Genomic DNA, 22,824 nt, shown 5'->3' with positions numbered 1-22,824 from the left:
TCGGCCGGAAAGAGTCCCGGTCTAGTCCGTCACGTCGATCTCGCAGGCCGCCGTCTCCACCCCGGCCGCCGTCACGACGCGCACCTCCACCCGGCCCGGCTCGACCTCCACCGGCACGGGCACCGTCAGCACCGTGTCCGACGGGTTGGCGAAACCGCCCGGCACCGGGACCAGGGGCACATGGACGTGGACGGTGCCGATCCGGACCATCAGCCGCGCCAGCCGGTCCGGGGTCCGCGCCCCGGGCGGCACGAATCCCGCACCGCGGATCTCGATGTCGTCGCCCGTACGGATCGGGGCGTCCAGGTCGCCCGCCTCCCGCGACCTGACCACGGAGAGCACCACGGGCCGGCCGCCCTCCGCGTACTTGCCGGCGAAGTACGTCGCGGCCGAGACCACGACCAGGAGTGCCAGCCCCCACGGGAGGTCGGGCAGCTGACCGGGGCGGCGGGCCAGGCGGACCGCGGCGAACAGCACGGCGGCCGAGCTGACCAGGACGTACTGCACATCCGCGAAACTGCCGCGCCCCGAATCGTCCGTGAGGAGGTCCGAGGCGCGCGGGCGGTCGGCGCGTACCTTCTGGAGCTTCTGCGCCAGCACCCGCAGCGCGACCACGCGCCGCACCACCACCGCGATGGCGCAGACCAGCGCGAGCACCGTCACCAGGCCCGCGCCCCTGGCCAGTTCGAGTCCGGAGATCAGGTCGTCGCGCCTGCCGTGGCCGGAGGCGCCGGCGAGCTGCAGCGCGAGCACCAGGACGGCGAAGACGACGAGCAGCACCCACACCCCCGCGACCGCCCGGGAAGTGGAGAGCCGGTTGTCCTCGCCGATCACCGGGGCCAGCAGCCCCCCGCGCGCCCGGTGGGTGCGGGCCGCGCCGGTCAGCAGTACGGCGGTCAGCACAGCGGCGATCAGCCCGGCGGTACGGGCGGTGCTCCAGCCCGCACCGATCGCGGTCGCGGTCTCGGTGAGCACGAGCGCCACCACGCTCCCCCACACGACCAGCAGGGTGCGCACCCAGACCTGCTGGAACCAGGCCTCGCCTGCCTCCCGGGCGCGTTCGGCCACCGCCTGCGCCGATTCCGTCAGTTCGTCGGAGACCCACTGGCGCGACGCCCCGGTCGAGTGGGCGACCCCGGCGGGCAGGCCCTCACCGGCCGCCAGCCCGTCGCGCCTGGCGAGGAAGGCGGCAACGGCGCGCCGGTGCCCCTCGCGTGCGCCGTGCGGGCAGTCCGGGCATGTGCACCCGCCGCCGTGCGCCCCGGCGTGCGGGCCTTCGCCCTGTCTTGCTTCCTGTACCGCCACGCAGAACGCCGCCCTTTTTCCGCCCCGTGAACTTCCCTGCACACCTTGAACTTCCTTGCAGTCCATGGGAATTGTGCCGCACCGATGGATGCGCGACGGCAGCAGGCCGGAACAGGCAGGGTGATTGACGGGGCGTCAGATTGACGGTTGGGCTCGGGGAGCGCCTGGGGAGCAGGCATGCAGGACCGTTTCACGCCCCCGCGCCGGGACCTGTTCCGCTGATCTGCCTCCACAGGGGCTGGTAGTTGATCCAGGCCACCAGGTCGCTGCCCAGCTGCTCACGGGTGGTGACCGCGTTCCTGTGGTCGATCAGCACGGGCTTGCCCGCGGCCCGCGCGGCGAGCTGGACCTGGCAGGAGCGCTCCATGGTGAGGAACCACCAGGCAGCCGCGTCGACCGAGTCGCCAACCGTCAGCAGCCCGTGGTTGCGGAGGATGACCGCCTTGCGGTCGCCGAGCGCGGCAGCGATCATGCGCCCCTCCTCCTCGTCCACGACGACACCGGTGTAGGAGTCGTAGAGGGCGTGGTCCTCGTAGAACGCACAGGCCTCCTGCGTGATGGGCTCCAGGAGCTCGCCCAGCGCGGAGAGCGCCCGCCCGTGCAGCGAGTGGCTGTGCGCGACCGCCACGACGGCGGGCCTGGCACGGTGCACCTGGGCGTGCACGGCGAACGCGGCCTGGTTGACGTGGTGGCGGCCCTCGACGACCTGCCCGTCGCCGTTGACCAGGATCAGATCGCGCGCCCCCAGCTCCGCCAGCGGCGCCCCGAAGGGGTTCACCCAGAAGCAGTCGGCGTACCCCGGGTCGCGTGCGGTGATGTGGCCCGAGACGCCGTCCTCGTAGCCGTACTGCCCGAAGAGCCGCAGCGCCCCCGCGAGCCTCGCCTTGCGGTCCTCGCGTTCCTCCGTGAGCGTCCGGTGGACGGGCGGCATCGCGAACCGCAGCTGATCGACCGGTACGGGCTCGGGCGCCGGGGCAGGCGCGGCGGCCGGGCCGGGGGCGTGGAGCGGACCGGTGGCGGAGGGCGGCAGCGGGGCCGGTATCTCAGTCATGGCCGGAAGCTACCGCGCGTTACCGCAGGTGAAAAGAGATATGCACCGACGGACGGGTGGGCCGGCGAGAGCGCCGCCGCACCGGGTGTCCGGTACGGCGGCGCTCGTCGGCCGCGGGGATGCCGGCCGGGCCGGGCAGCCGGGCTACTCCCACTCGATGGTGCCCGGGGGCTTGCTCGTCACATCGAGCACCACCCGGTTCACCTCGGCCACCTCATTGGTGATGCGGGTCGAGATCTTCCCCAGCACCTCGTACGGCAGCCGCGTCCAGTCCGCCGTCATGGCGTCCTCGGACGAGACGGGCCGGAGCACGATCGGGTGGCCGTAGGTGCGGCCGTCGCCCTGGACACCGACCGACCGCACGTCCGCGAGCAGCACCACGGGGCACTGCCAGATCTCCCGGTCGAGACCGGCCGCCGTGAGTTCCTCGCGGGCGATGGCGTCGGCCTCGCGCAGCAGGTCGAGCCGCTCCTTGGTGACCTCACCGACGATACGGATACCGAGGCCGGGGCCGGGGAACGGCTGGCGCTGGACGATCTCTTCCGGCAGGCCGAGCTCCTGGCCGACCATCCGGACCTCGTCCTTGAAGAGCTGACGCAAGGGCTCGACCAGCTCGAACTCGATGTCGTCGGGGAGGCCGCCCACGTTGTGGTGGGACTTGATGTTGGCGGTGCCGGTGCCGCCGCCGGACTCCACGACGTCCGGGTACAGCGTGCCCTGCACCAGGAACGCGACGTCCTCGCCCGCGTCGGCGATGATCTCGGCCTGGGCCTGCTCGAAGACCCGGATGAACTCCCGGCCGATGATCTTGCGCTTCTGCTCCGGGTCGGAGACGCCCTTGAGCGCGTTCAGGAAGCGGTCCTCGGCGTCGACGACCTTGAGCTGGACGCCCGTGGCGGCGACGAAGTCCTTCTCCACCTGCTCCGTCTCACCCTGGCGCATCAGCCCGTGGTCGACGTACACGCAGGTCAGCTGGGAACCGATGGCCTTCTGCACGAGCGCCGCCGCGACAGCGGAGTCGACGCCGCCGGAGAGCCCGCAGATGGCGCGCTTGGTGCCGACCTGCTCGCGGATCAGCGCGACCTGCTCGTCGACGACGTTCGTGGTGGTCCACGCCGGGTCGATGCCCGCGCCCCGGTAGAGGAAGTGCTCAAGTACCTGCTGTCCGTAGGTGGAGTGCATCACCTCGGGGTGGTACTGGACCCCGTACAGCTTCTTCTCGTCGTTCTCGAAGGCCGCGACCGGCACGACGTCCGTGGACGCGGTGACCGTGAAGCCCTCGGGAGCGGCCGAGCAGGCGTCGCCGTGCGACATCCACACCGGCTGCTCGGCCGGGGTGCCCTCGAAGAGGGTGGAGGCGGACTTGGAGACGGTGAGACCGGTGCGGCCGTACTCCCGGGCGCCGTTGTCGTCGACCGTGCCACCGAGGGTGGTCGCCATGAGCTGGAAGCCGTAGCACATACCGAAGACCGGCACCCCGGCCTCGAAGAGCGCGCGGTCGACCGAGGGCGCACCCGGCGCGTACACGGACGACGGGCCGCCGGAGAGGATGATCGCCTTCGGGTTCTTCGCCAGCATCTCGGCCACCGGCATGCTGGACGGCACGATCTCGCTGTAGACCCGCGCCTCACGGACGCGACGGGCGATGAGCTGGGCGTACTGGGCGCCGAAGTCGACGACAAGGACGACGTCGGGGGCGGCGGGGGGTGCTGCTGGCACGGGGCGGCCTTCCGGCGGGAAAGGAGGGGGTCTGGTATGTCGATTCTAACGGGGCCGGAGGAACCGGCTTGTCTCTCCCTCCGAAGGCCGTCCATACTGATGGCATGCATCAGCAGCTGACCTTCGTCTTTACCTATGGCACCGGCCCGTCCGGCTGCCATGGTCGTGCTGCTTGATCCACTGACAAGCACTTCCCCAGGCGCCCCGGACCGGCAAGGTCCGGGGCGTCTGTGCATTCCGGACCGTGCCGCTCCGGGGGCCCCGCAACCTCAGGAGCCACCGACATGACCACCGACATCAGCACCGACATCAGCACCGCTTCTTCGGCGGCCACGGCTGCGGGCACCGGCGCGCACAGCGCTGAGGCGGCGGACGTGATCACGGGCGCGCGCGGGCGCATCGACCGTCTCGACGACCGCATCATCGGCCTGATCCAGGAGCGGATGGCGGTCTCGGACGTCATCCAGGACGCCCGGATGTCGTCCGGCGGGCGCCGGGTGAACCTCTCCCGCGAAATGGAGGTCCTGGGCCACTACAGCGAGGCGCTCGGCAAACCGGGCACGGGTCTCGCGATGACCGTGCTCGAACTGTGCCGCGGACGGATCTGAGAGGCCGGGGACAGCCCGTATCTGAGTTCGGGCCCGCTCTCACCCGTACGGCGCGTGACCGGGCCCTGTGGCACTTCGTTGATCCAGGCGTCCGTGTCAGCCAGGGGCGGCCTGTTGCAAAGAGAGAAACCACGCGTGGCTCCGCTGAGGCGTGTGGCGCACTGCACGTGCGTCGTGGGACCACATCTCAGCGTGTGCGACCGGGCGGCAGGGGACAGCGGCCCGGTCCACCCATGGCCGTCGGTTCCGGGGACGCCCGGAGCCGACAGCCCGGTCCCGGCCAGGCCACCAAGTCCTCCGCCCGCATCCCGTACGTCCCCTCCCACGCTCTTCGCGCACCGGGTGGCCACCCGGTTCCCGCCCCCTCTGCGGCGCACACCCCCCGGCGCCGCTGCCCGGCACCGGTGCTGCCCTGACGCCGGTGCCGAAGACCAGGGGCCCGTGGAATCACTTCCACGGGCCCCTGGCTCCGTGCTGTGCCCGGCAGGCCGCGCCGGAGCCCGTCCGCGCGAGCCCTCCGAGACACCTCCTGAACCACCCGTGACGCAGCTCACAGAAGGAATCCCGCGCTCCGGAAGCAACCATTCAGCCGCCCGGCCGGTCATCCATGCGTACCCACCAGTGGCCCCAGCCGTGCGCACACGCAACGCGGCCGGGCCGCCACCGACTCGGGAGGGCTGCACTCGGAGGGGGGTGCAGCCCTCCCGCACGTGTGGGAGGGCCGTCCCGCGCACCGGCCGGCCCGGCTACTTCCGCGGCGCGGCCGGCTCCGCGCCCCCGGCCCGCTTCGGCGGGACCGCTGGCATGCCCAGGAACGGCAGCCTGAGCGCGCCGAAGGCCTCTTCCGGTACGGCCGGGGACTTCGGTTCGACAGCGGCGAGACGCTCGTACGGCTGCCCCTGCGCGGGGCGCGGATCCACGTCGCCCTTGTTGGGCCAGTACGACATGGCCCGCTCCGCCTGCGCGGTGATGGTCAGCGAGGGGTTGACGCCGAGGTTCGCCGAGACCGCCGAGCCGTCGACCACGGAGATGCCCGGATGCCCGTAGAGCCGGTGGTACGCGTCGATCACGCCCTCATCGGCGGACGCGCCGATCGCGCAGCCGCCCAGGAAGTGGGCGGTCAGGGGGGTCCCCATCAGCTCGCCGACGTTCGATCCGGCGAAGCCGTTGATCTCCTCGGCGATCAGCGTCGCCGCCCGGGTGCCCTCGGCGATCTGCTTCGGGTTGGGCGCGCCGCGCCCCTGCCGGGCGGTGAGCAGCCCCTTGCCGATCCCGCCCGGTTTGCGGTACGTCGTCAGGGAGTTGTCCAGCGACTGCATCACCAGGCCGATGATCGTCCGCTCGGACCAGCGCCGGTTGGAGAGCGAACGGGCCGTAAGCCACGGGTGCTTGGCGACATTGCCGAGCCAGCCGAGCACCCGCCGGGAGCCGAAGGGCACCTGGAGGATGGACATCGCGCCCATCGCGTTGGACCCCTTGCCGTACCGCACCGGCTCGATGTGCGTGTCCGCGTCCGGGTGGATCGAGGAGGTGATCGCGACACCCTGCGTGAAGTCGGCCTTCGGTGTGCCGTGCTTCCTGCGGTAGCGCCGGTCCGTGGTCTGTGAGCCCACCAGCGCCTCGGAGTTGGTACGGGTCAGCTCTCCGAGCTTCGGCGAGATGCGCGGCAGCAGCCCCCGGTCCTTCATGGTGTGGAGCAGCGTCTGGGTGCCGTACGTCCCCGCGGCGACCACCACGTGCCGGGCGCGCAGTACCCGCGGCGCCTTCTTGCGGGCGTCCGTCGTGACCGTGGTGACCCGGTATCCGCCCTCGCCGTGCTCCGCTATCGCGGTCACCGAGGTCAGCGGGTGGATGACCGCGCCCGCCTTCTCCGCGAGGTGGAGGTAGTTCTCGTTGAGGGTGTTCTTCGCGCCGTGGCGGCAGCCCGTCATGCACTCGCCGCACTCGGTGCAGGCCTTGCGGGAGGGACCGGCCCCTCCGAAGTAGGGGTCGTCGACTGCGCCGCCCGGCGGGGCCTTCGCCGAGCCGTCCGCGTCCTCGCCGTCGCCGAAGAAGACCCCGACGGGCGCCATGTGGAAGGAGTCCCCCACACCCATCGCATCGGCGGACGCCTTCAGATGGACGTCGGACGGCGTCATCGTCGGGTTGAGCCGCACGCCGAGCATGCGCCGCGCCTGGTCGTAGTACGGCGCGAGCTCGGCCTGCCAGTCGGTGATGGACGCCCACTGCCGGTCCTGGAAGAACGGCGCCGGGGGCACGTACAGGGTGTTGGCGTAGTTGAGGGAGCCACCGCCGACCCCCGCGCCCGCCAGCACCATCACATTGCCGAGGAGGTGTACGCGCTGGATGCCGTAGAGCCCCAGCGCCGGAGCCCAGAGGTAGTTCTTGATGTCCCAGGAGTTCTTGGGGAGCGTGCCCGGGGTGAACCGGCGGCCGGCTTCCAGCACGCCGACCCGGTACCCCTTCTCGGTGAGCCGCAGCGCGGTGACCGAGCCGCCGAAGCCGGAGCCGACCACCAGGACGTCGTAGTCGTACGGCGCTCCGGTGTCCGAGCCGCCGGCCGCACGGGACTCGGCGGGGGTGCCGGGGCTGCCGGGGCTGCCGGGGCTGCTGTGAGCACCGGGCCCGGCGGGGGGACCACCGCCGGCCGCGTCGTCCTCACCGCGGACAGAGTTCTCCTGTGACATGGACTCTCCTCTCAGAAACGGGGCGCGGGCGCGGGGAGGATCAGCGGAGGCGCAGGGCCTTCATCGCCTTGAGGCTGCGGCTCATGAAGGCGGCGTACTTCTCGTCGTCCATGCCGAAGGACGGTGCCATCGGCATCACCCGCTGGTGCGCGACCGTCTGCGCCTCGGTGTACTTGAGGATGCCTTCCGAGCCGTGCCTGCGGCCGAGCCCCGAGTCCTTCATGCCGCCCATCGGGGACTGGACACTGCCGTATGCGGGTGCATACCCCTCGTTGATGTTGACCGTGCCGGTCCGCAGCCGGGCGGCGACGGCGTGGCCGCGGCTGCCGCTGCGGGTCCAGACGCTCGAATTGAGGCCGTAGGGCGTGGCGTTGGCGGTCGCGATGGCCTCGTCCTCATCCGTGAAGCGGTAGATGGAGACCACTGGGCCGAAGGTCTCCTCGGTGCAGACGGCCATCGGGGCCTCGACACCGTCCAGGATGGTCGGCTCGTAGAAGAGCGGGCCGATGTCCGGGCGGTGCACCCCGCCCGCGACCAGCGTGGCGCCCTTCGAGACAGCTTCGTCCACATGCCTGCGGACGGCTTCCAGCTGCCGCTCACCGGCGAGGGATCCCATGTCCGCGCCGTACGCGAGGGAGCTGCCGAGGCGCATCGCCTTCGTGCGGGCGGCGAAGCGCTCCAGGAAGGCGTCGGCGACGGACTCGTGGACGTACAGGCGCTCGATGGAGATGCAGAGCTGACCCGCCGACGAGAAACACGCGCGGACCGCGCCCGCGGCGGCCTTCTCGATGTCCGCGTCCTCCAGCACCAGCATGGCGTTCTTGCCGCCGAGTTCGAGGGAGACGCCGACCAGGCGGTCGGCCGCGCCCCTGGCGACCTCCCGCCCGGTGCGTGTCGAGCCGGTGAAGGAGACGAAGTCGGCGTGGGTCACCAGCTCGGGGCCGATGACCGGGCCCTCTCCGATGACCACCTGGAAGACCTCGGCGGGCAGCCCGGCCTCGATGATCAGGTCACGGGCCCAGAGGGCGGTCAGCGCGGTCTCGGTGTCGGGCTTCATCACCACGGCGTTGCCGGCGGCGAAGGCGGGCAGCGCGTCGCCGATGGACAGTTCGAGAGGGTAGTTCCAGGGCGCGATCTGGCCCACCACACCGCGCGGCTGCCGGACTTCGGTGACCTTGGTGAACGTCGGGATCGCACCGGTGTGGCCCTTGGGCTTGAGGTACGAGGGTGCCTTGCGGCCGTAGTGGCGCGCCGCGACGGCGACGGCCTGCACCTCCTCATGGGCGTGCAGCCTGGCCTTGCCCGTCTCCAGCTGGATGAGGTCGAGGACCTCGGCCTGCCGGGAGAGCACCAGATCGTGGAAGCGCAGCAGGACGGCCGCCCTGGCCCGGGCCGGGGTGGCGGCCCAGGCGGCCTGGGCCGCGCGGGCCCGGGCGAAGGCGGTCGCGACGTCCTCGGGTGTCGACTCGGGCAGGTCGGCCAGCTTCCCGCCGGTGAAGGGGGTGTGGTTGGCAGTCCGTCCGGAACCCACCACGCCCCGGGTCAGCTGAGCGACCACTTCGGGAGTGACCACGTCGGCCGCGGTACGCACACCGGAGGGGGTGGGGGCGATCGGGTTCGTGGCGTGGGAAGCCGTGGCGGTGGAAGCCTGCGAGTCCGTCATGAGGGGAGGCTATGCCCCGGCGGAGAGTTTCGGTACCCATGAGTAATGCCTTTTCACGGACCCTCCATATGCCGCCAGTGATCGCTGGCGGCATAACCCCTGATCAGGCGGGTTAGCGGCCCGGACGGCTTCGCTGTTGTCTGCTGCTCCTGCCTGCCCGGCCTGCTGCTCCGGCCCGGCGGCCACCCGCCCGCCAGGGATGACGGACGGCCCCTCAGTGCGCTGCGAAGGACCCGACAGCCGTGTCGAAGTGCCGTTTCGCCGTGTCGAGCCCGCCGACCGGCGCCGAGACCCAGACGTCGTAGAGGCGGCCGTCCTGCTCCCAGCAGAGGTCGTACGTGTGACGGGCGCCCTCGCGCGTGGAGTAGCCGTTCCAGGTGAACTCCCAGAGCGCCGCGTCATGTCCGTCGTGCGTGGTCGCGGTGACCTCGCTGTCCCGGTACCCGGGATTGGTACGCGGCCCCGCGGCGTCCGACGCGTGCTGCGTCTCCATGGGCCCGCCGCCCGGGCTGTCGTGCACCCGGATGCCGATACGGAAGACCTTGCCCGGCGTCATGTAGTAGACGCGCTTGTCGTCGGTGGAACGGGCGGCGTCGGCCGGAACGGCGAGGGAGAAGCCCCAGGAGTCGTCGGCCGTGCGGTATCCGGCCGGCACTCCGGATGATGCCGGTGACGCCTGGCGGGTCCGTGTCCCCGTGGGGCCGGGGCTGGGCGCTGTCGCGGCGTGCGGCGTCCGCTGCGGGTCACCGCCCGGGGTGGCCGTGGGCCCCGCGGCCGGCGGAGCGCTCGCACTCCGGTGGGCCGCGGACGCCCCGTCCGTGCGGGCGGCTCCCGTGCCGCCGACCGCGTACAGGACGATCCCGGCCCCTGCGGCAGCGGCCACCAGCACGCCCGCGACGAGCACGGCCCCCCGGAGCGCGGGCCGCGCGGAGCCGGCCCGCGGAACAGCGGACGGCACGGGCTGAGCGGCGTGCGGCACGGGCTGAGCGGCGTGCGGCACGGGCGGGGCGGCAGACAGCACAGGCTGAGCGGACTGCGGTACAGGCTGGGCGGCAGACGGCGCAGGCGGGGCGGGCTGCGGTACAGGCTGGGCGGCAGACGGTACAGGCGGGGCGGTCTGCGGTACGGCCGAAGCGGTATCCAGCGCGGACACATCGGCGGCCGGCCGGGGCGGCGCAGCAGCAGCCGGTACGGGCCGTGGTCCCGGCGCGTACGAAGGAACGGCGCCCGGCACCGCGGGGCCCGCTCCGGCAGCCGGGGCGGCACCGGCCCCGGTCCCCTGCCCCGCTCCGGCAGCCGGGACGGCACCGGCCCCGGAAACGGCACAGGTCCCGTGCTCCCCGCCTTCGCCCACGGTCGCCTGCGCGGCCAGGAGTCGCTCCGCCTCGTCGGCTCCCATCCTGCGCGCCGGGTCACGGTCGAGCAGACCCAGGACGACGGGGAGCAGTGGTCCGGCCCCGGCGGGCAGGCGGATCTCGTCGGTGACCACCGCGTGCAGCACCCCGCCCAGCGAATCCCGGTGGAAGGGCGACACCCCGCTCGACACGGCGCACAGCAGCACGCCGAGCGACCAGAGATCGGACGCGGGGCCCGCGTCCGCGCCCTGCATCCGTTCCGGTGAGGTGTATTCGGGGGAACCGATGAAGGCGCCGGTCTCGCTGATCGTGGTCGCCCCGGCAAGCCGCGCGATCCCGAAGTCGGTGAGGACCACCCGTCCGTCGCCTTCCAGCAGGACGTTGGCGGGCTTGATGTCCCGGTGCAGTACGCCCCTGGCGTGCGCGGCCCGGAGCGCGCCCAGCAGCGCCACCCCGATCCGTGCGGCCTCCCGGGGGCCCACCGGCCCCTGCTCGGCAAGGTGGTCGGCCAGCGAACAGCCGACCACCAGCTCCATGACGATGTAGGGGCGTTCGTCGTCCTCGACGACATCGTGGACGACGATCACCTGCGGATGCTTGAGCTGGGCGACCGCGCGCGCCTCGCGCAGCGCGGAGGCCGTGGCCGCCCCGGTCTCCGGGTTCAGCTCCTTGACGGCGACCTCACGTCCGAGCAGCTGATCGGTGGCCCGCCAGACCGTCCCCATGCCTCCCCGGCCGATCCGGGCCCCGAGCAGATAACGACCGGCGATCAGACGGCTGTTGCGCGAATCCTGTGCCATGGGCGCTCCCCCTACGTCCCCCTGGGGCCCATCATGCCGCACGGCCGGCGCGCTACGGGCGTGGACGGGCCATGCGCCACGGGAAGCCCTGCGGTAAGCGGCCCTTGACGGACCGGCATCCCTTCCCGGGGCGTGGTGCGGCGGCGGGGACAGGGACGGCTCATCGGCGGTCCAGTGCGACGGGCACGCCACACCAGTGCCGTACCGGTCGGCCACCCGCCGGCATCCCGTATCGCCCCCGGCATCCCGTATCGCCCGCCCACCGTCCCGTATCGGCCGCACGGCAGCCTCACTGCGGCTCCCCGCAGCTCACTGCGGCGGCTGCCAGTAACGCAGGATCGTGTCGAAACGGCTGCGGTCCCAGTCCTTGGCCGGCCCGCCCATGTAGATCGCGTACTCGGCCTTGCCGTGGTCCACGTTGTACATCTGGTCTATGGCGCGGCGCCGCCCCGTATGCCCCTTGGTCTCGGTCCAGGTGAACTCCCAGAGCGCCGCGTCCTGGTCCCGGAAGTTGTTCACGTGCAGCGTTGTCCGCTGGTAGTCGGGGAGCCTTTTGAGCTGCGGTTCGAGGGCCAGTTCATGCAGGTAGGGGGTGGCGTAGTCGGGGGAGTCGTCGATACTGATGCGGACGAAGTGGATACCGTCGTCCGGCGTGTAGTCGATCTCGTTGGACCCGTCCATCTGACGCTTCCAGCCGTTGGGCAGCACCATGCTGTAGCCCTCGGGCTCATTCACCCGGTGCCAGCCCTTGGGTATCCCGCCGTGCGAGTTCGTCTTCCCTCCGCCTCCAGAGCCCCCGGATCCGGCCGTGGAGCCACCCGCGGAATCCGCGTGCCCGCCTCCGTACTCCATGACACCGAAGCCGACCCCCGCACCGACGACCACGGCGAGGGCCAGGACCAGCGCACCGGTCCGCAGACGGCCGCGTTTCCGCGGGGCGGGCGTGGCCGGGGGCACGGTGCCCCCGGAAGACCGGGCCGGCGCCGGGGCCTGCGTCCGTTCCGGCTGCTCCGGGCCGGACGGGACCGCGGGCGGGGCGACGGGCGAGGTGATCCGGCTCGTGGGCGTGGCGTCCTGGAGCATGCCCTCGGCCACCAGCTGCGTCGGGACGTACGCCTCGGCCTGGCGGGGCCTGCGGCCCTCCATCGCGTCGAGCAGCATGCGCTCCGCCTCGGCGGGGCCGGGCCGTTCGGCGGGGTCCTTGCGCAGCAGCCCGGTGATGACGGAAGTGAGCGGCCCCGCCCGGGTGAGCTTCGGCGGCTCGTCGTTCACGACGGCCTGGAGCGTGGAGATCGGCGACGTGCGGCGGAAGGGAGAACGCTCCTCGACGGCGGTGAAGAGCGTGGCGCCCAGCGACCAGAGGTCGGATGCGGGGCCCGGCGCCTCACCGTAGACGCGCTCCGGTGCGAGGTAGTCGATGGAGCCGACGATCTCGCCGGTCCTGGTGATCTCGGAGTCGCCCTCGATGGCGGCGATACCGAAGTCGGTGATGAGGACCCGGCCGTCGTGAGCGAGCAGGACGTTGCCCGGCTTCACGTCCCGGTGGAGGACCCCCGCCGCGTGCGCGGCGCGCAGCGCTCCCAGCACGTGCAGGCCCACCCGGGCCGCCTCGCGGGGCTCCAGCGCGCCGGACTCCTTGACCGCGTCGGCGAGTGAGGGGCCGTCGATGTACTCCATGACGATCCATGGCCGGTCGTCGAACTCGATGACGTCATGAACGGTGACGACCCCGGGGTGGTTGATACGTGCGGCGGCCCGGGCCTCCTTCTGTGTCCTGGCGTGCAGGACAGCCCGGTCGGCCTCCGACACGTACAGACCTGCCGTCAGTTCCTTGACGGCGACCGTCCGGTGCAGCACCTCGTCATGAGCGCGCCAGACCTTGCCCATACCGCCGCGACCTATGAGTTCGCCCAGCCGATAGCGGCCGGCGAGCACCAAGTCCGCGCTGTGAGTGTGTTCCACGTGCCCCTGTCCGTTCCCTCGACTGCCAGGTTACGGACGGACATTGAGTCGTGGAACCTCGGGGCGGACCGTGATACCGCACTGTGACGGTAATCGCGCAGTCCGATCACTTCACCGTTCGGTAGGTCGCCACGGCCTGTTCGTAGATTTCGGTGACCTTGTCACGCTGCGCTTCGGGGCCGATGACCTGCACGATGTGGTAGCGCCCAGCGATGATCATGGCTACGTTGCGGACGTACACCTCGCGTCCGCTGCTGTCCTGCCAGGTGAACTGCCCTTCGGCCATGGCCTGCTTGCCGACGTCGATACGGCGCAGCCCCGAAGCGGACGACCACGTGGAGTCACGGAACGGTTTGAGTTCCCGCTCCTTGTTGCGCTGGTACGCCATGGGGTCGGCGCCTTCGTCCTTGACCGTGTCCCGGCCCGGAACGACGACGAGTTCGAAGTCGCCGCCGAGATAGCGCACCTGACCGGCGTCGTTGACCGGGCGCCGCTCCCAGTCCTTGTCCACCGCCACCTGGAACCCTTCGGGGTCCTTGCGTACGGCGTAACCGGCAGCCGGGCCGCCGCTGTCGGGCTCGGTGCCCTGCGGCGATCCGGGCTGCTGCGACGTGCCGGGCCCGCCGGACTGCGGGGTGTCGTGCTGCCCGGAGGCGGAACCGGCCGGGACGGGCGCGGGCGCACCGGTCTCGTCCTGCCGGGAGTCGCCGGCCCCCGGCATGAACTTCAGCGCGTAGACGAGGGCGGCGACCAGCACCACCAGGATGACGACGAGCAGCGTCCGGCCGAGAGAGCGCGGCTTCGCGTCCGGCCGGGACTGCCTCCCCTCCGGCGTGGACCGCTCGAAGGGGCCCGCATCCGGCGAGGGCAGGGGCTGCACGGGCTGCCCCTGGCGCGCGGCACCGGCCGGAACCGGCTCTCCACGACGGCCGCCCTTCCGCTGCTGGCGGTGGCGGCCGTGGGCGCCGTCCCCACCGGAGTTGCGGCGGCGCCGCCGCACGAGCTCGCCCCTGCGCCGCACGATCGGCAGCCGGGTGGCGTCGGCCGGGGGCACGGGCACGATGCCCTGGCCCGCGTCGGGCTCCGGCGCCGACCGCACCAGCGAGCGCAGCCAGCCCCGCAGCTCCTCTATGTCCGGCCGCTCCGTGGGATCCTGACGCAGCAGCGACTCGACCACGGGCCGCAGCGGGCCGCACTCCTCCGCGAAGGCGGGCGGCTCGGCACAGACCAGCTGGACGAGTTCGGCGGCGCTCTCCTCCGGATACGGGGCATGGCCCTGCACGGCGCGGAAGAGTAACGCCCCCAGGGCCCAGAGATCGGTCGCGGGCCCGACCGGGGCGGCCAGCTGCCAGTTGCCGTGGACGGGGCCCGCCTGCTCGGGCGCCCAGCGTTCGGTGACCGCCCCCACGACGGTGATACGTGCCTGCCGGGCCCGCTCGGCGGCGAGCGCCGTCTCCGGGCCCCGGCGCGCAGGCGCCGCAGGTCCCGCAGGCGCCCGGTCCCATCCGTCCGGCACATCGACGGCCGCCCGTGGACGGGGGGCGGTCGGTTCGCGGGCCCCCAGGCCGAGGGCCTGGCGCTCGTGCGGCGGCAGGTCGTGGGCCTGCCGGTCGTGGATCTGCCGGTCGTGGGCCTGCCGGTCGTGGGTCTCCCGTTCCTGCGCCGCCCGGTCGTGGGCACCGCGCAGGTCATCGGCGCGCATGCCGTCCCCGGCCCCGGACCGCGGCTGCGCCCCGTGCCAGAACGCGGACGGTTCCTGCTGCTGTTGCTGCTCATGCTGCTGCCTGGAGGGGCTGGGCGCGGGGCGCTGCTCGGGGAGAGCGCCGCCGGCGCTCTCCTGCTCCTCGCCGCTGACGCGTGCCGCAGCCCGGGCACCCGCGCGGTAAGCGGCGATGGCACCGGCCCTGGCAGCGCGGACGTCCCCCGCCGACACGGCATCAGCGCCCCTGGCGCCGGGCGCCCCGGAAGCGGGCCCTGCCGGCTCGTGGCCCGGGGTGTGCACGTCCTCAGCCTGGTCGTACATCCGGCCGCCGGGGTGCCCGCGCCGCTGGTCCGGGGTGTAGCCGGGTGGCAGCGCAGGCCCGGCCGGGAGCGCCTGGGGGCCGGGCGGCGCCTGCTCAGGGATCATCCACCCAGCGGGCTCCCCCGTGCCCCCGCCACCCGGCGGGCCCGCAGCCCACGGCGCGGCCGACCCGTACGGCCCGTCCTGCCTGCCGTGCCCGACCTGTCCGACCTGTCCGACCTGCCCGTGCGGCTCGTAGGGACCTTCCGGGCCGTCCCGCCCGTGGTCTCCCGGCCCGTGGTCTCCCGGCCCGGTCGCGGATCCGGGCGCGGTGTACCCACGCTCTCCGGGTTCCGCCTGCGCGGGCTCGGCCGGCGGCACCGGGTCGTAACCGCACAGTGCCTCCTCCGCCGCGCCGGCCGCCAGACCGGTCAGCACCACACGGCCGTCGTCGCAGACGAGCACCGTACGGGCGGTGATGTTGCGGTGGGTCCAGCCGTGCGCGTGCAGCACACGCAGCGCGGTCAGTACATCGGAGGCGATCTCCGCGGCCCGGTACGGGTTCAGGGGACGTTCGGCGAGCATCGCCGACAGCGGCGTCGCCTCGACCAGTTCGCTCACCACCCAGAGCGAACCACCCTCGGCGAAGACGTCGAAGACCTGGTCCAGCCGGGGGTGGTCGGGTATCTGTGCCGCGGACTGGGCCGCCTCCATGGCCCGCCGCACCGCGGGGTCGGCAGGCCTGCGAGTGGTACGAGCCGACGCACGCCGCACCTCGGCCATTCCGGCGCCGGTGCCGAACCCGGTCTCCGCGCCGAGCCCGGTGCCCGCCCCGGTGTCGCTCCCGTCGAGCATCTCCGCGTCCACGACCTCCGGGAGCGGTACCTGCCTGACGAGGACTTCCTGCCCGCTGTACGTGTCGAACGCCCGGATCTCCGCAGGCTCGAACTCGTCGCCGGGCAGCAGCGGAAGGCGGTAGCGGTCGGCAAGGACCCTGCCCGCGTACTCGTCCACGACGCCTCCCCGGAGCGCGCTGTTCCCTGGTCTCAGGGACCGCATCAACCCGTCAATTTCGGTCGATCAAGGGCCCATTGCGGCTCCGTACGGTCCGCTTCCTCTCACAATACGTGTCCTGGGTCACTTCTTGGGGGCGAACGTCTTGAACGCCGTATTACGCAGCGTGGTGCACTCGTCGCCGTCCCAGTCACTGGCCTTGCAGGTGACCATGATGGAGTAACCGCGCTTGGCGTCCACCTTGAATCCCCGGTTCAGCACCCGGACCCGCCGGCCGTTCTGATCGCGCTCGAAGGACCAGTCGGCGACGGTCGGATAGCCGTTGTATTCGACCTTGTGTATGCCGAGATGCTTGTAGCTGCCGACGCTCGCCGACAGGCCGCCGACCGCCGCCTGCCAGGCGGCAGCCGCGTCATCCTTGGGCGAGCTGTTGAAGTCGATCTGGACGCGCGGGAATCCGCCGCTGGACTTGTTGTAGATCCCGCCGGAACTCACCCCCGCTATGGCTGTGCGGTGGAAGCCCGAGGGCATCGCCATCGTGAAGCGGAACCGATCGTCCGTCACCTTCTTGTACCCGCTGGGCAGCGCGTCACCGGCGGCCGGAGCGGAGGGCTTGTCATCGGCCGAAGGCGATGCGGTCCCGCCGGTCTGTCCCTTGCCCTGATCGCCGTTCTTGCCCTGGTCGCCGCCCGTCCTGCCCTGGTCGCCGGTCTTTCCCTTGTCGTCGTTCTTGCTGTCGCTTCCGGCCGTCGCGCCACGCGAAGCGCTCTTGTCACCCTTGGACTTGCTCTGGTCGCCCGTGTCGCTGCCTCCGCCGAGGGCGAAGGCGAGAACGGTCCCGAGCACCGCGAGTGCCACAACGGCCGCGATTATCACCAGGGTCCGGCGCGGCACGACGTCGGTGAGCGGCGCCCTGACCCGGGCGGGCGGCCCGGCCGGGACGTCGGAAGGCTTGGCCGGAGCCGGCTCGGACCTGGCGTTGCGTACGGAGTTCAGCGCACTGCGCACCCGGTCGGCCGCGGCCGTGTCCCTGGCCTTCTGGGGCTTGGGCGTCCTGACGGGCTTGGGTGTCCTGGCAGGCCTGGGCGCCTTGGCGGGCTTCGCCGGTCTGGAATCCGCCGCGTCCTCGGGGCCTTCGGGCACCGGCGGAAGCGGGACGACCCGCGTCGCGTCCGCCGCGACCGGCTCGGCGACGGGCTCCGCCGCAGGAGCGTGGATCACGTCGTTCAGCAGGCGGCGCGCACCGGCGTCGTCGAGGCGCTGGTCCGGATCCTTGGCGAGCAGACCGTAGATGACCTCCGACAGCGCTCCCGCGTTCTTCGGCGGGTCCACCGGCTCGGTCATCACCGCGGTCAGGGTCGCGATGGCCGACCCCTTGTCGTACGGCGGCACGCCCTCGACGCTCGCGTAGAGCAGCCCGCCCAGTGACCACAGGTCGGCCGGTGGGCCCGGCTTGTGTCCGCGGGCCCGCTCGGGCGAGATGTACGAGGGGGCACCGACCAGCATTCCGGTCGAGGTCACCGACGGGTCGCCCTCGACCTGCGCGATCCCGAAGTCGGTCAGCACGACCCGGCCGTCCTCGGCGATCAGCACGTTGGACGGCTTCACGTCCCGGTGCAGGATGCCCTCACGGTGTGCGAGGCGCAGCACGTCGAGGATCGCGAGACCCACCTCGGCCGCGCGCACGGGCGTGAGGACGCCCTTCTCCCGCACCAGCTCGGCCAGCGAGCAGCCCTCGACGAGCTCCATGACGATCCACGGCCGGTCGTCCTCGTCCACCACGTCGTAGACCGTCACGGCTCCGTTGTTGCGGATCCGGGCAATCGCCTTGGCCTCGCGCAGCGTCCGCGTCACGAGGCGGCGCTTCTCGTCCTCGTCGATGGCCGAGGGAAAGCGCAGCTCCTTCACTGCGACGGTGCGTCCGAGTGTCTCGTCCACAGCCCGCCAGACGGTGCCCATGCCGCCCTTGCCGAGCACACCTCCGAGCCGGTACCGCCCAGCCAGAAGGCGCCCGTTGGTGTCCTTCGCCTGCTCCGCCTCCGACATGCGTCCCCTCTGCGTTCAACCCGCCCTGGCAGAGCGTCCATTGTCTCTCACCCCGGCACCGGTAATGGTGCCGGGTCCGTGGGCGACCATCATGGGCCATGCGGAAGGGATTTCCTGCCACACCGATGTCGCACCTGCCACCCGCCGCCACAGGGACCCCCCGGTACGACTCGCCGGCCTCACCCCGCTCCTGCCCGGAGATGCCCAGGTCACGCGGGTCACGCGGGTCACGCGGGTCACGCGGGTCACGCGGGTCACGCGGGTCACGCGAGGAACATCGGCCCCACAGCCGCACGCCGTCCCCGCCTCCCCCGCCTTCCCCGGGCCTCGCGGCCGGATCCCGCCGCCCACCCCGGCTGCCCGGGCCCGCCCCCGCGTCAAGACCCCGCCACGCCCGGACCCCGGCCCTCGCCCGCACCCGCCATCCCACGGCCGCCCTCCGGCGTACCCGGCTGCCCCGGCCCACCCGGCTGCCCCCGGATCCACCGGGCTGCGCTTCTGCCCCACCGGCCCGAAACAGCCCACGCCGGTGCGGAGTTCCCCGTGCCCCGGCCGGACCTCTGCCGGAGCAGCAGGTCTCAGCCGGGACGGAACGCCTTTGCCGAAGACCCCGGCCTGACGGACCGTCCCGCCCGGCGAGGGTCACCCGGTTCACTCAAGCGGCACGATGTCCGGCGCCCCGAGCCGCGCCGCGTCCGCCGTCAGGTCGTCCGGCTGGCGCTGCGACTCGCGCTCCGCTTCGACCCTCTTCTCGTAGTGCTCGATCTCCGCCTCGATGCGGTTCTTGTCCCAGCCGAGCACGGGGGCCATCAGCCCGGCCGCCTCGCGTGCGCTGCGCGTGCCACGGTCGAACGTCTCGATCGAGATGCGCGTGCGCCGGGTCAGCACATCGTCGAGGTGCCTGGCCCCTTCGTGCGAGGCGGCGTAGACGACCTCCGCCCGCAGGTAGTCGTCCGCCCCGCCCAGCGGCTCGCCCAGCGAGGGGTCCTCGGTGATCAGGTCGAGGACCTCCTGGGTCATCACCCCGAAGCGGTTCAGCAGGTGTTCCACCCGGGCCACATGAAGACCTGTCCGCTTCGCGATGCGCGCCCGGGCGTTCCACAGGGCGTTGTATCCCTCGGCGCCGATCAGCGGCACGTTCTCCGTGACGCACTCGGCGACCCGCTCGTCCAGCGCGTGCACCGCCTCGTCGACCGCGTCCTTGGCCATCACGCGGTAGGTCGTGTACTTGCCGCCCGCGACGACCACGAGCCCAGGCACCGGGTGCGCCACCGTGTGCTCCCGGGAGAGCTTGCTGGTCGCGTCGGACTCTCCTGCCAGCAGGGGCCGCAGACCCGCGTACACCCCCTGCACGTCGTCGCGCGTCAGGGGCACGGCAAGCACCGAATTGACGTGTTCGAGCAGGTAGTCGATGTCGGCGCTGGACGCGGCCGGATGCGCCTTGTCGAGGTCCCAGTCGGTGTCCGTGGTCCCCACGATCCAGTGGCGCCCCCACGGGATCACGAACAGCACCGACTTCTCGGTCCGCAGGATGAGTCCCGTCGTGGAGTGGATCCGGTCCTTCGGCACGACCAGATGGATCCCCTTCGACGCCCGCACATGGAACTGCCCGCGCTCAGCGATCAGCCCCTGGGTGTCGTCGGTCCAGACCCCGGTGGAATTGACCACCTGCTTGGCGCGGACCTCGTACTCCCTGCCGCCCTCGGCATCCTGCACCCGCGCGCCGACGACCCGCTCGCCCTCCCGCAGGAAGCCGGTCACCTTGGCCCGGTTCGCGACCAGCGCGCCGTAGCTCGCGGCTGTCCGCACCAGCGTCGCCACATGGCGCGCGTCGTCCACCTGCGCGTCGTAGTACTGCAAGGCACCGACCAGCGCGTCCTTCTTCAGCGCGGGCGCCAGCCGCAGGGCGTGCTTGCGCGTCAGGTGCCGGTGCAGCGGAAGCCCGCGGCCGTGCCCCGACGAGACCGACATCGCGTCGTACAGCGCGACCCCCGAACCCGCGTACCAGCGCTCCCAGCCCTTGTGCTGCAGCGGGTAGAGGAAGGGCACCGGCTTCACCAGATGGGGGGCGAGCCGCTCCAGGAGCAGCCCGCGCTCCTTCAGCGCCTCCCGCACGAGCGCGAAGTCGAGCATCTCCAGATAGCGCAGGCCACCGTGGATGAGCTTGCTCGACCGGCTCGATGTGCCCGATGCCCAGTCTCTCGCCTCGACCAGACCCGTCGTGAGGCCGCGCGTCGCGGCGTCGAGCGCCGTCCCCGCGCCGACCACGCCGCCCCCCACGACCAGTACGTCCAGTTCACGCTCGGCCATCCCGGCGAGCGCCTGTGCGCGCTCCTCGGGCCCCAGTGTCGCTGTCCTCACTGCTGCCTCCCGTTGATCAGGCCGCCGAAGCGGTGTCCGGTGCACCCTCGATTCTGTCCGCGATCTCTCACTTCAGCCACCGCCTGTGGACAACACACGGACACCCCGGCCCGCCCAATACCGCAAATCGGTCATATTTACTCCTAACCTGACATTGCGCGGTCCACAGGACTTGCGCACTCGTCCCCCTCCGGCTATTGGGAAGGACGGATCACCCATGCCCGCAGATCTCGCCGTCATCGGACTCGGCCACCTCGGCCTGCCGCTCGCTCAGGCAGCCGTCGCGACCGGCCTCGAAACCATCGGTTACGACACCGACCCCCGCCGGCTGCTGCAACTCGCCGCCGGCCACACCCCCGTCGACGGCTCCCTCAGTGCGGCCGACATCCGCCGGATGCTCTCGGGGGGCTTCCGGCCCGTCACCGATCCGGCCGAACTGGGCCGGGTGCGTACAGCGGTCATCTGCGCGCCCACGCCGCTGGGCGAGGACCGGGCACTCGACCTGGCCCCGGTCACCGACGCGACCCGCGCACTCGCCGCCAGACTGCGCCCGCACACCACGGTCATCGTCGAATCGGCCGTCTATCCCGGCACCACGGAGGAAATCCTGCGGCCGCTCCTGGAAGAGGGCTCAGGGCTGCGGGCCGGCCGGGACTTCCACCTCGCGTACTCCCCCAGCCGCCTCGACCCCGGCAACCGGACCCACTCGTACGCGGCCACCCCCAAGGTCATCGGCGGCCTGACCCCTGCCTGCACCGAATCCGCCGCGGCCTTCTACGGCCGGTTGAGTGACAAGGTCGTACGGGCCCGCGGCCCCCGCGAGGCCGAAATGACCAAACTGCTCGAAACCAACTACCGGCACGTCAATGTTGCCCTGGTCAACGAGATGGCCGTGCTCTGCCACGAGCTCGGCGTCGACCTCTGGGACGTCATCCGCTGTGCCGAGACGAAGCCCTTCGGCTTCCAGGCCTTCAGACCGGGCCCCGGTGTCGGCGGCCACGGCGTGCCCGTCGACACCGCCGGCCCCCCGCACACCGTCCGCCCACTGCGCATGGTCGAACTCGCCCAGCAGGTCAACGACCGGATGCCGCAGTACGTCATCCAGCGCTGCGCCACCCTCCTCAACGAGCACGGCAAATCGGCGCGCGGGGCCCGCGTCCTGCTCCTCGGCGTCACCTACAAGCCCGATCTCGCCGACCGGCAGAACTCCCCGGCCGGCGAGATCGCCCGCCGGCTGATGGACCTGGGCGCGTCGGTGAGCTACCACGATCCGTACGTCCCGGACTGGCGCATCCGCGACGTCCCCGTCCCCCGCGCGGACTCGCTGTACGAGGCAGCGGCGGGCGCCGACCTGACGGTGCTGCTCCAGAACCACCGTACGTACGACCTGCAAGGCCTCGCGGTGAAGGCCCAGCTCCTCCTGGACACCAGGGGAGCCACGCCGGTGGGAGGGGCCGCACAGCGAATGTGACCGAGGGGCAGTGAACCCGCCGGTGAGCACGGGCCGCGTACCGGCCGCGGCCGTCCTCCGCGGCACGGACCGCGCTCACAGCCGTCCGCCCGATGTGAATGTCATGTGTGGATGTCGGTGCGGGCTGCTAGCGTGCGGCGTTCGTCAGTCGCACAACCGTACGCATCCGTCCCAGGGGGGACCCGCCATGACCCAGCCCGCGCCACCGCCCCAGTCACCGGACCCGTCCGCGCACCAGCCGCCGGATTTCGGCTACCCGATGGCGCCACAGGCTCCCCCGGCGAAGGTCAACATCGCGGGCGGCATCGTCGTCGCCGTGCTCACCGCCCTCGCGGTCGGGGCCGCCTACGGCGGCATCCTCGGCGCCACCAAGCACGAGTTCGCGTACGCGGCGATCGCCGTCGGCTTCATCATCGGCTTCGCCACCGGCAAGGCGGGCGGTGATCATGTGGGGCTGGCGGCCGCAGGCGCCGTCCTGTCGCTGGCGTCCGTCTACTTCGGGCAGCTGCTCGGCGAGGCGATCATCGCGGCCAAACAGCTCCCCGTCTCCGTGTCCGAGCTGTTCTTCCAGCACTTCGGCGGACTCAACGACGCCTGGCGGGCCGACGCGGACTTCCTCAGCTACGTCTTCATCGCCATCGCCGTGGCCGCGTCGTTCGCGGGCATGAAGCGAGCCCTCTGACGACACCGGCCGCACCGACCGCGGCTGCTGCTGCTGTGGCGGTGGCGGTGGCGGTACGGCTAAGCGCCGCACAGCACGAAGGCCCGGACCGCAGCAGC

13 protein-coding genes are annotated in these 22,824 nt (G+C 72.1%); 3 read left to right on the top strand and 10 right to left on the bottom strand.

The annotated features are described in order from the left end of the window. Positions 1-21 precede the first annotated feature (21 nt). From OG917_RS21200 to guaA, 3 genes are all read right to left on the bottom strand, one after another. On the bottom strand, positions 22-1,305 hold the full coding sequence (locus tag OG917_RS21200) for a hypothetical protein (protein WP_328319172.1): 1,284 nt from the start codon (positions 1,303-1,305) through the stop codon (positions 22-24). 190 nt (positions 1,306-1,495) lie between these two features. Continuing rightward, positions 1,496-2,236 (bottom strand): class II aldolase/adducin family protein, encoded by a 741-nt coding sequence (locus OG917_RS21195; protein WP_443059094.1) that lies wholly within the window; start codon positions 2,234-2,236, stop codon positions 1,496-1,498. Positions 2,237-2,500: 264 nt separating this feature from the next. Continuing rightward, the gene (gene guaA, locus OG917_RS21190; protein ID WP_328319170.1) at positions 2,501-4,075 is read right to left on the bottom strand and encodes a glutamine-hydrolyzing GMP synthase; all 1,575 of its coding nucleotides are present in this window, start codon (positions 4,073-4,075) and stop codon (positions 2,501-2,503) included. Positions 4,076-4,359: 284 nt separating this feature from the next. On the opposite strand from guaA, the gene OG917_RS21185 reads away from it, so the two are divergent. Next, the gene (locus tag OG917_RS21185; protein WP_328319169.1) at positions 4,360-4,683 is read left to right on the top strand and encodes a chorismate mutase; all 324 of its coding nucleotides are present in this window, start codon (positions 4,360-4,362) and stop codon (positions 4,681-4,683) included. Between the two features lie 746 nt (positions 4,684-5,429). Here OG917_RS21185 and OG917_RS21180 read toward each other — a convergent pair. From OG917_RS21180 to OG917_RS21150, 7 genes are all read right to left on the bottom strand, one after another. Continuing rightward, on the bottom strand, positions 5,430-7,370 hold the full coding sequence (locus OG917_RS21180) for a GMC family oxidoreductase (RefSeq protein ID WP_328319168.1): 1,941 nt from the start codon (positions 7,368-7,370) through the stop codon (positions 5,430-5,432). A 40-nt stretch (positions 7,371-7,410) separates the two neighbouring features. Beyond that, a complete protein-coding gene (locus tag OG917_RS21175; RefSeq protein ID WP_328319166.1) occupies positions 7,411-9,033 on the bottom strand; it encodes a succinic semialdehyde dehydrogenase in 1,623 nt (540 codons plus the stop codon). Between the two features lie 214 nt (positions 9,034-9,247). Next, positions 9,248-11,188 carry a protein kinase domain-containing protein gene (locus tag OG917_RS21170; protein WP_328319164.1) on the bottom strand — a complete coding sequence of 647 codons (1,941 nt, stop codon included), beginning with the start codon at positions 11,186-11,188 and terminating at the stop codon, positions 9,248-9,250. A 309-nt stretch (positions 11,189-11,497) separates the two neighbouring features. Further along, positions 11,498-13,150: a serine/threonine-protein kinase gene (locus tag OG917_RS21165; protein WP_328319163.1), complete on the bottom strand. Its 1,653-nt coding sequence runs from the start codon at positions 13,148-13,150 to the stop codon at positions 11,498-11,500. Positions 13,151-13,256: 106 nt separating this feature from the next. Then, entirely contained in the window at positions 13,257-16,166 is a 2,910-nt protein-coding gene (locus OG917_RS21160) for a protein kinase (protein WP_328319162.1), read from the bottom strand. Between the two features lie 123 nt (positions 16,167-16,289). Further along, entirely contained in the window at positions 16,290-18,212 is a 1,923-nt protein-coding gene (locus OG917_RS21155) for a serine/threonine-protein kinase (RefSeq protein WP_328319161.1), read from the bottom strand. Positions 18,213-18,863: 651 nt separating this feature from the next. Next, positions 18,864-20,573 (bottom strand): glycerol-3-phosphate dehydrogenase/oxidase, encoded by a 1,710-nt coding sequence (locus OG917_RS21150; RefSeq protein WP_328319160.1) that lies wholly within the window; start codon positions 20,571-20,573, stop codon positions 18,864-18,866. 217 nt (positions 20,574-20,790) lie between these two features. Between OG917_RS21150 and OG917_RS21145 the strand changes: the two genes are divergently transcribed. After that, the gene (locus OG917_RS21145; RefSeq protein WP_328319159.1) at positions 20,791-22,044 is read left to right on the top strand and encodes a nucleotide sugar dehydrogenase; all 1,254 of its coding nucleotides are present in this window, start codon (positions 20,791-20,793) and stop codon (positions 22,042-22,044) included. 187 nt (positions 22,045-22,231) lie between these two features. Continuing rightward, the gene (locus tag OG917_RS21140; RefSeq protein ID WP_328319158.1) at positions 22,232-22,726 is read left to right on the top strand and encodes a hypothetical protein; all 495 of its coding nucleotides are present in this window, start codon (positions 22,232-22,234) and stop codon (positions 22,724-22,726) included. The last annotated feature ends 98 nt before the right edge of the window (positions 22,727-22,824 follow it).

Origin of the sequence: Streptomyces sp. NBC_00388 (assembly GCF_036061255.1) — a bacterium.
In the GTDB taxonomy this organism is placed as follows: Bacteria; Actinomycetota; Actinomycetes; order Streptomycetales; family Streptomycetaceae; genus Streptomyces.
This window is presented reverse-complemented; position numbering and strand designations above follow the sequence as displayed.

Coding starts and splice junctions, on each gene's coding strand:
- OG917_RS21195 (WP_443059094.1), bottom strand. CDS start 2,236: ATGCCGCCCGTCCACCGGACGCTCACGGAGGAACGCGAGGACCGCAAG.
- OG917_RS21175 (WP_328319166.1), bottom strand. CDS start 9,033: ATGACGGACTCGCAGGCTTCCACCGCCACGGCTTCCCACGCCACGAAC.
- OG917_RS21185 (WP_328319169.1), top strand. CDS start 4,360: ATGACCACCGACATCAGCACCGACATCAGCACCGCTTCTTCGGCGGCC.
- OG917_RS21155 (WP_328319161.1), bottom strand. CDS start 18,212: ATGTCGGAGGCGGAGCAGGCGAAGGACACCAACGGGCGCCTTCTGGCT.
- OG917_RS21170 (WP_328319164.1), bottom strand. CDS start 11,188: ATGGCACAGGATTCGCGCAACAGCCGTCTGATCGCCGGTCGTTATCTG.
- OG917_RS21180 (WP_328319168.1), bottom strand. CDS start 7,370: ATGTCACAGGAGAACTCTGTCCGCGGTGAGGACGACGCGGCCGGCGGT.
- OG917_RS21145 (WP_328319159.1), top strand. CDS start 20,791: ATGCCCGCAGATCTCGCCGTCATCGGACTCGGCCACCTCGGCCTGCCG.
- OG917_RS21140 (WP_328319158.1), top strand. CDS start 22,232: ATGACCCAGCCCGCGCCACCGCCCCAGTCACCGGACCCGTCCGCGCAC.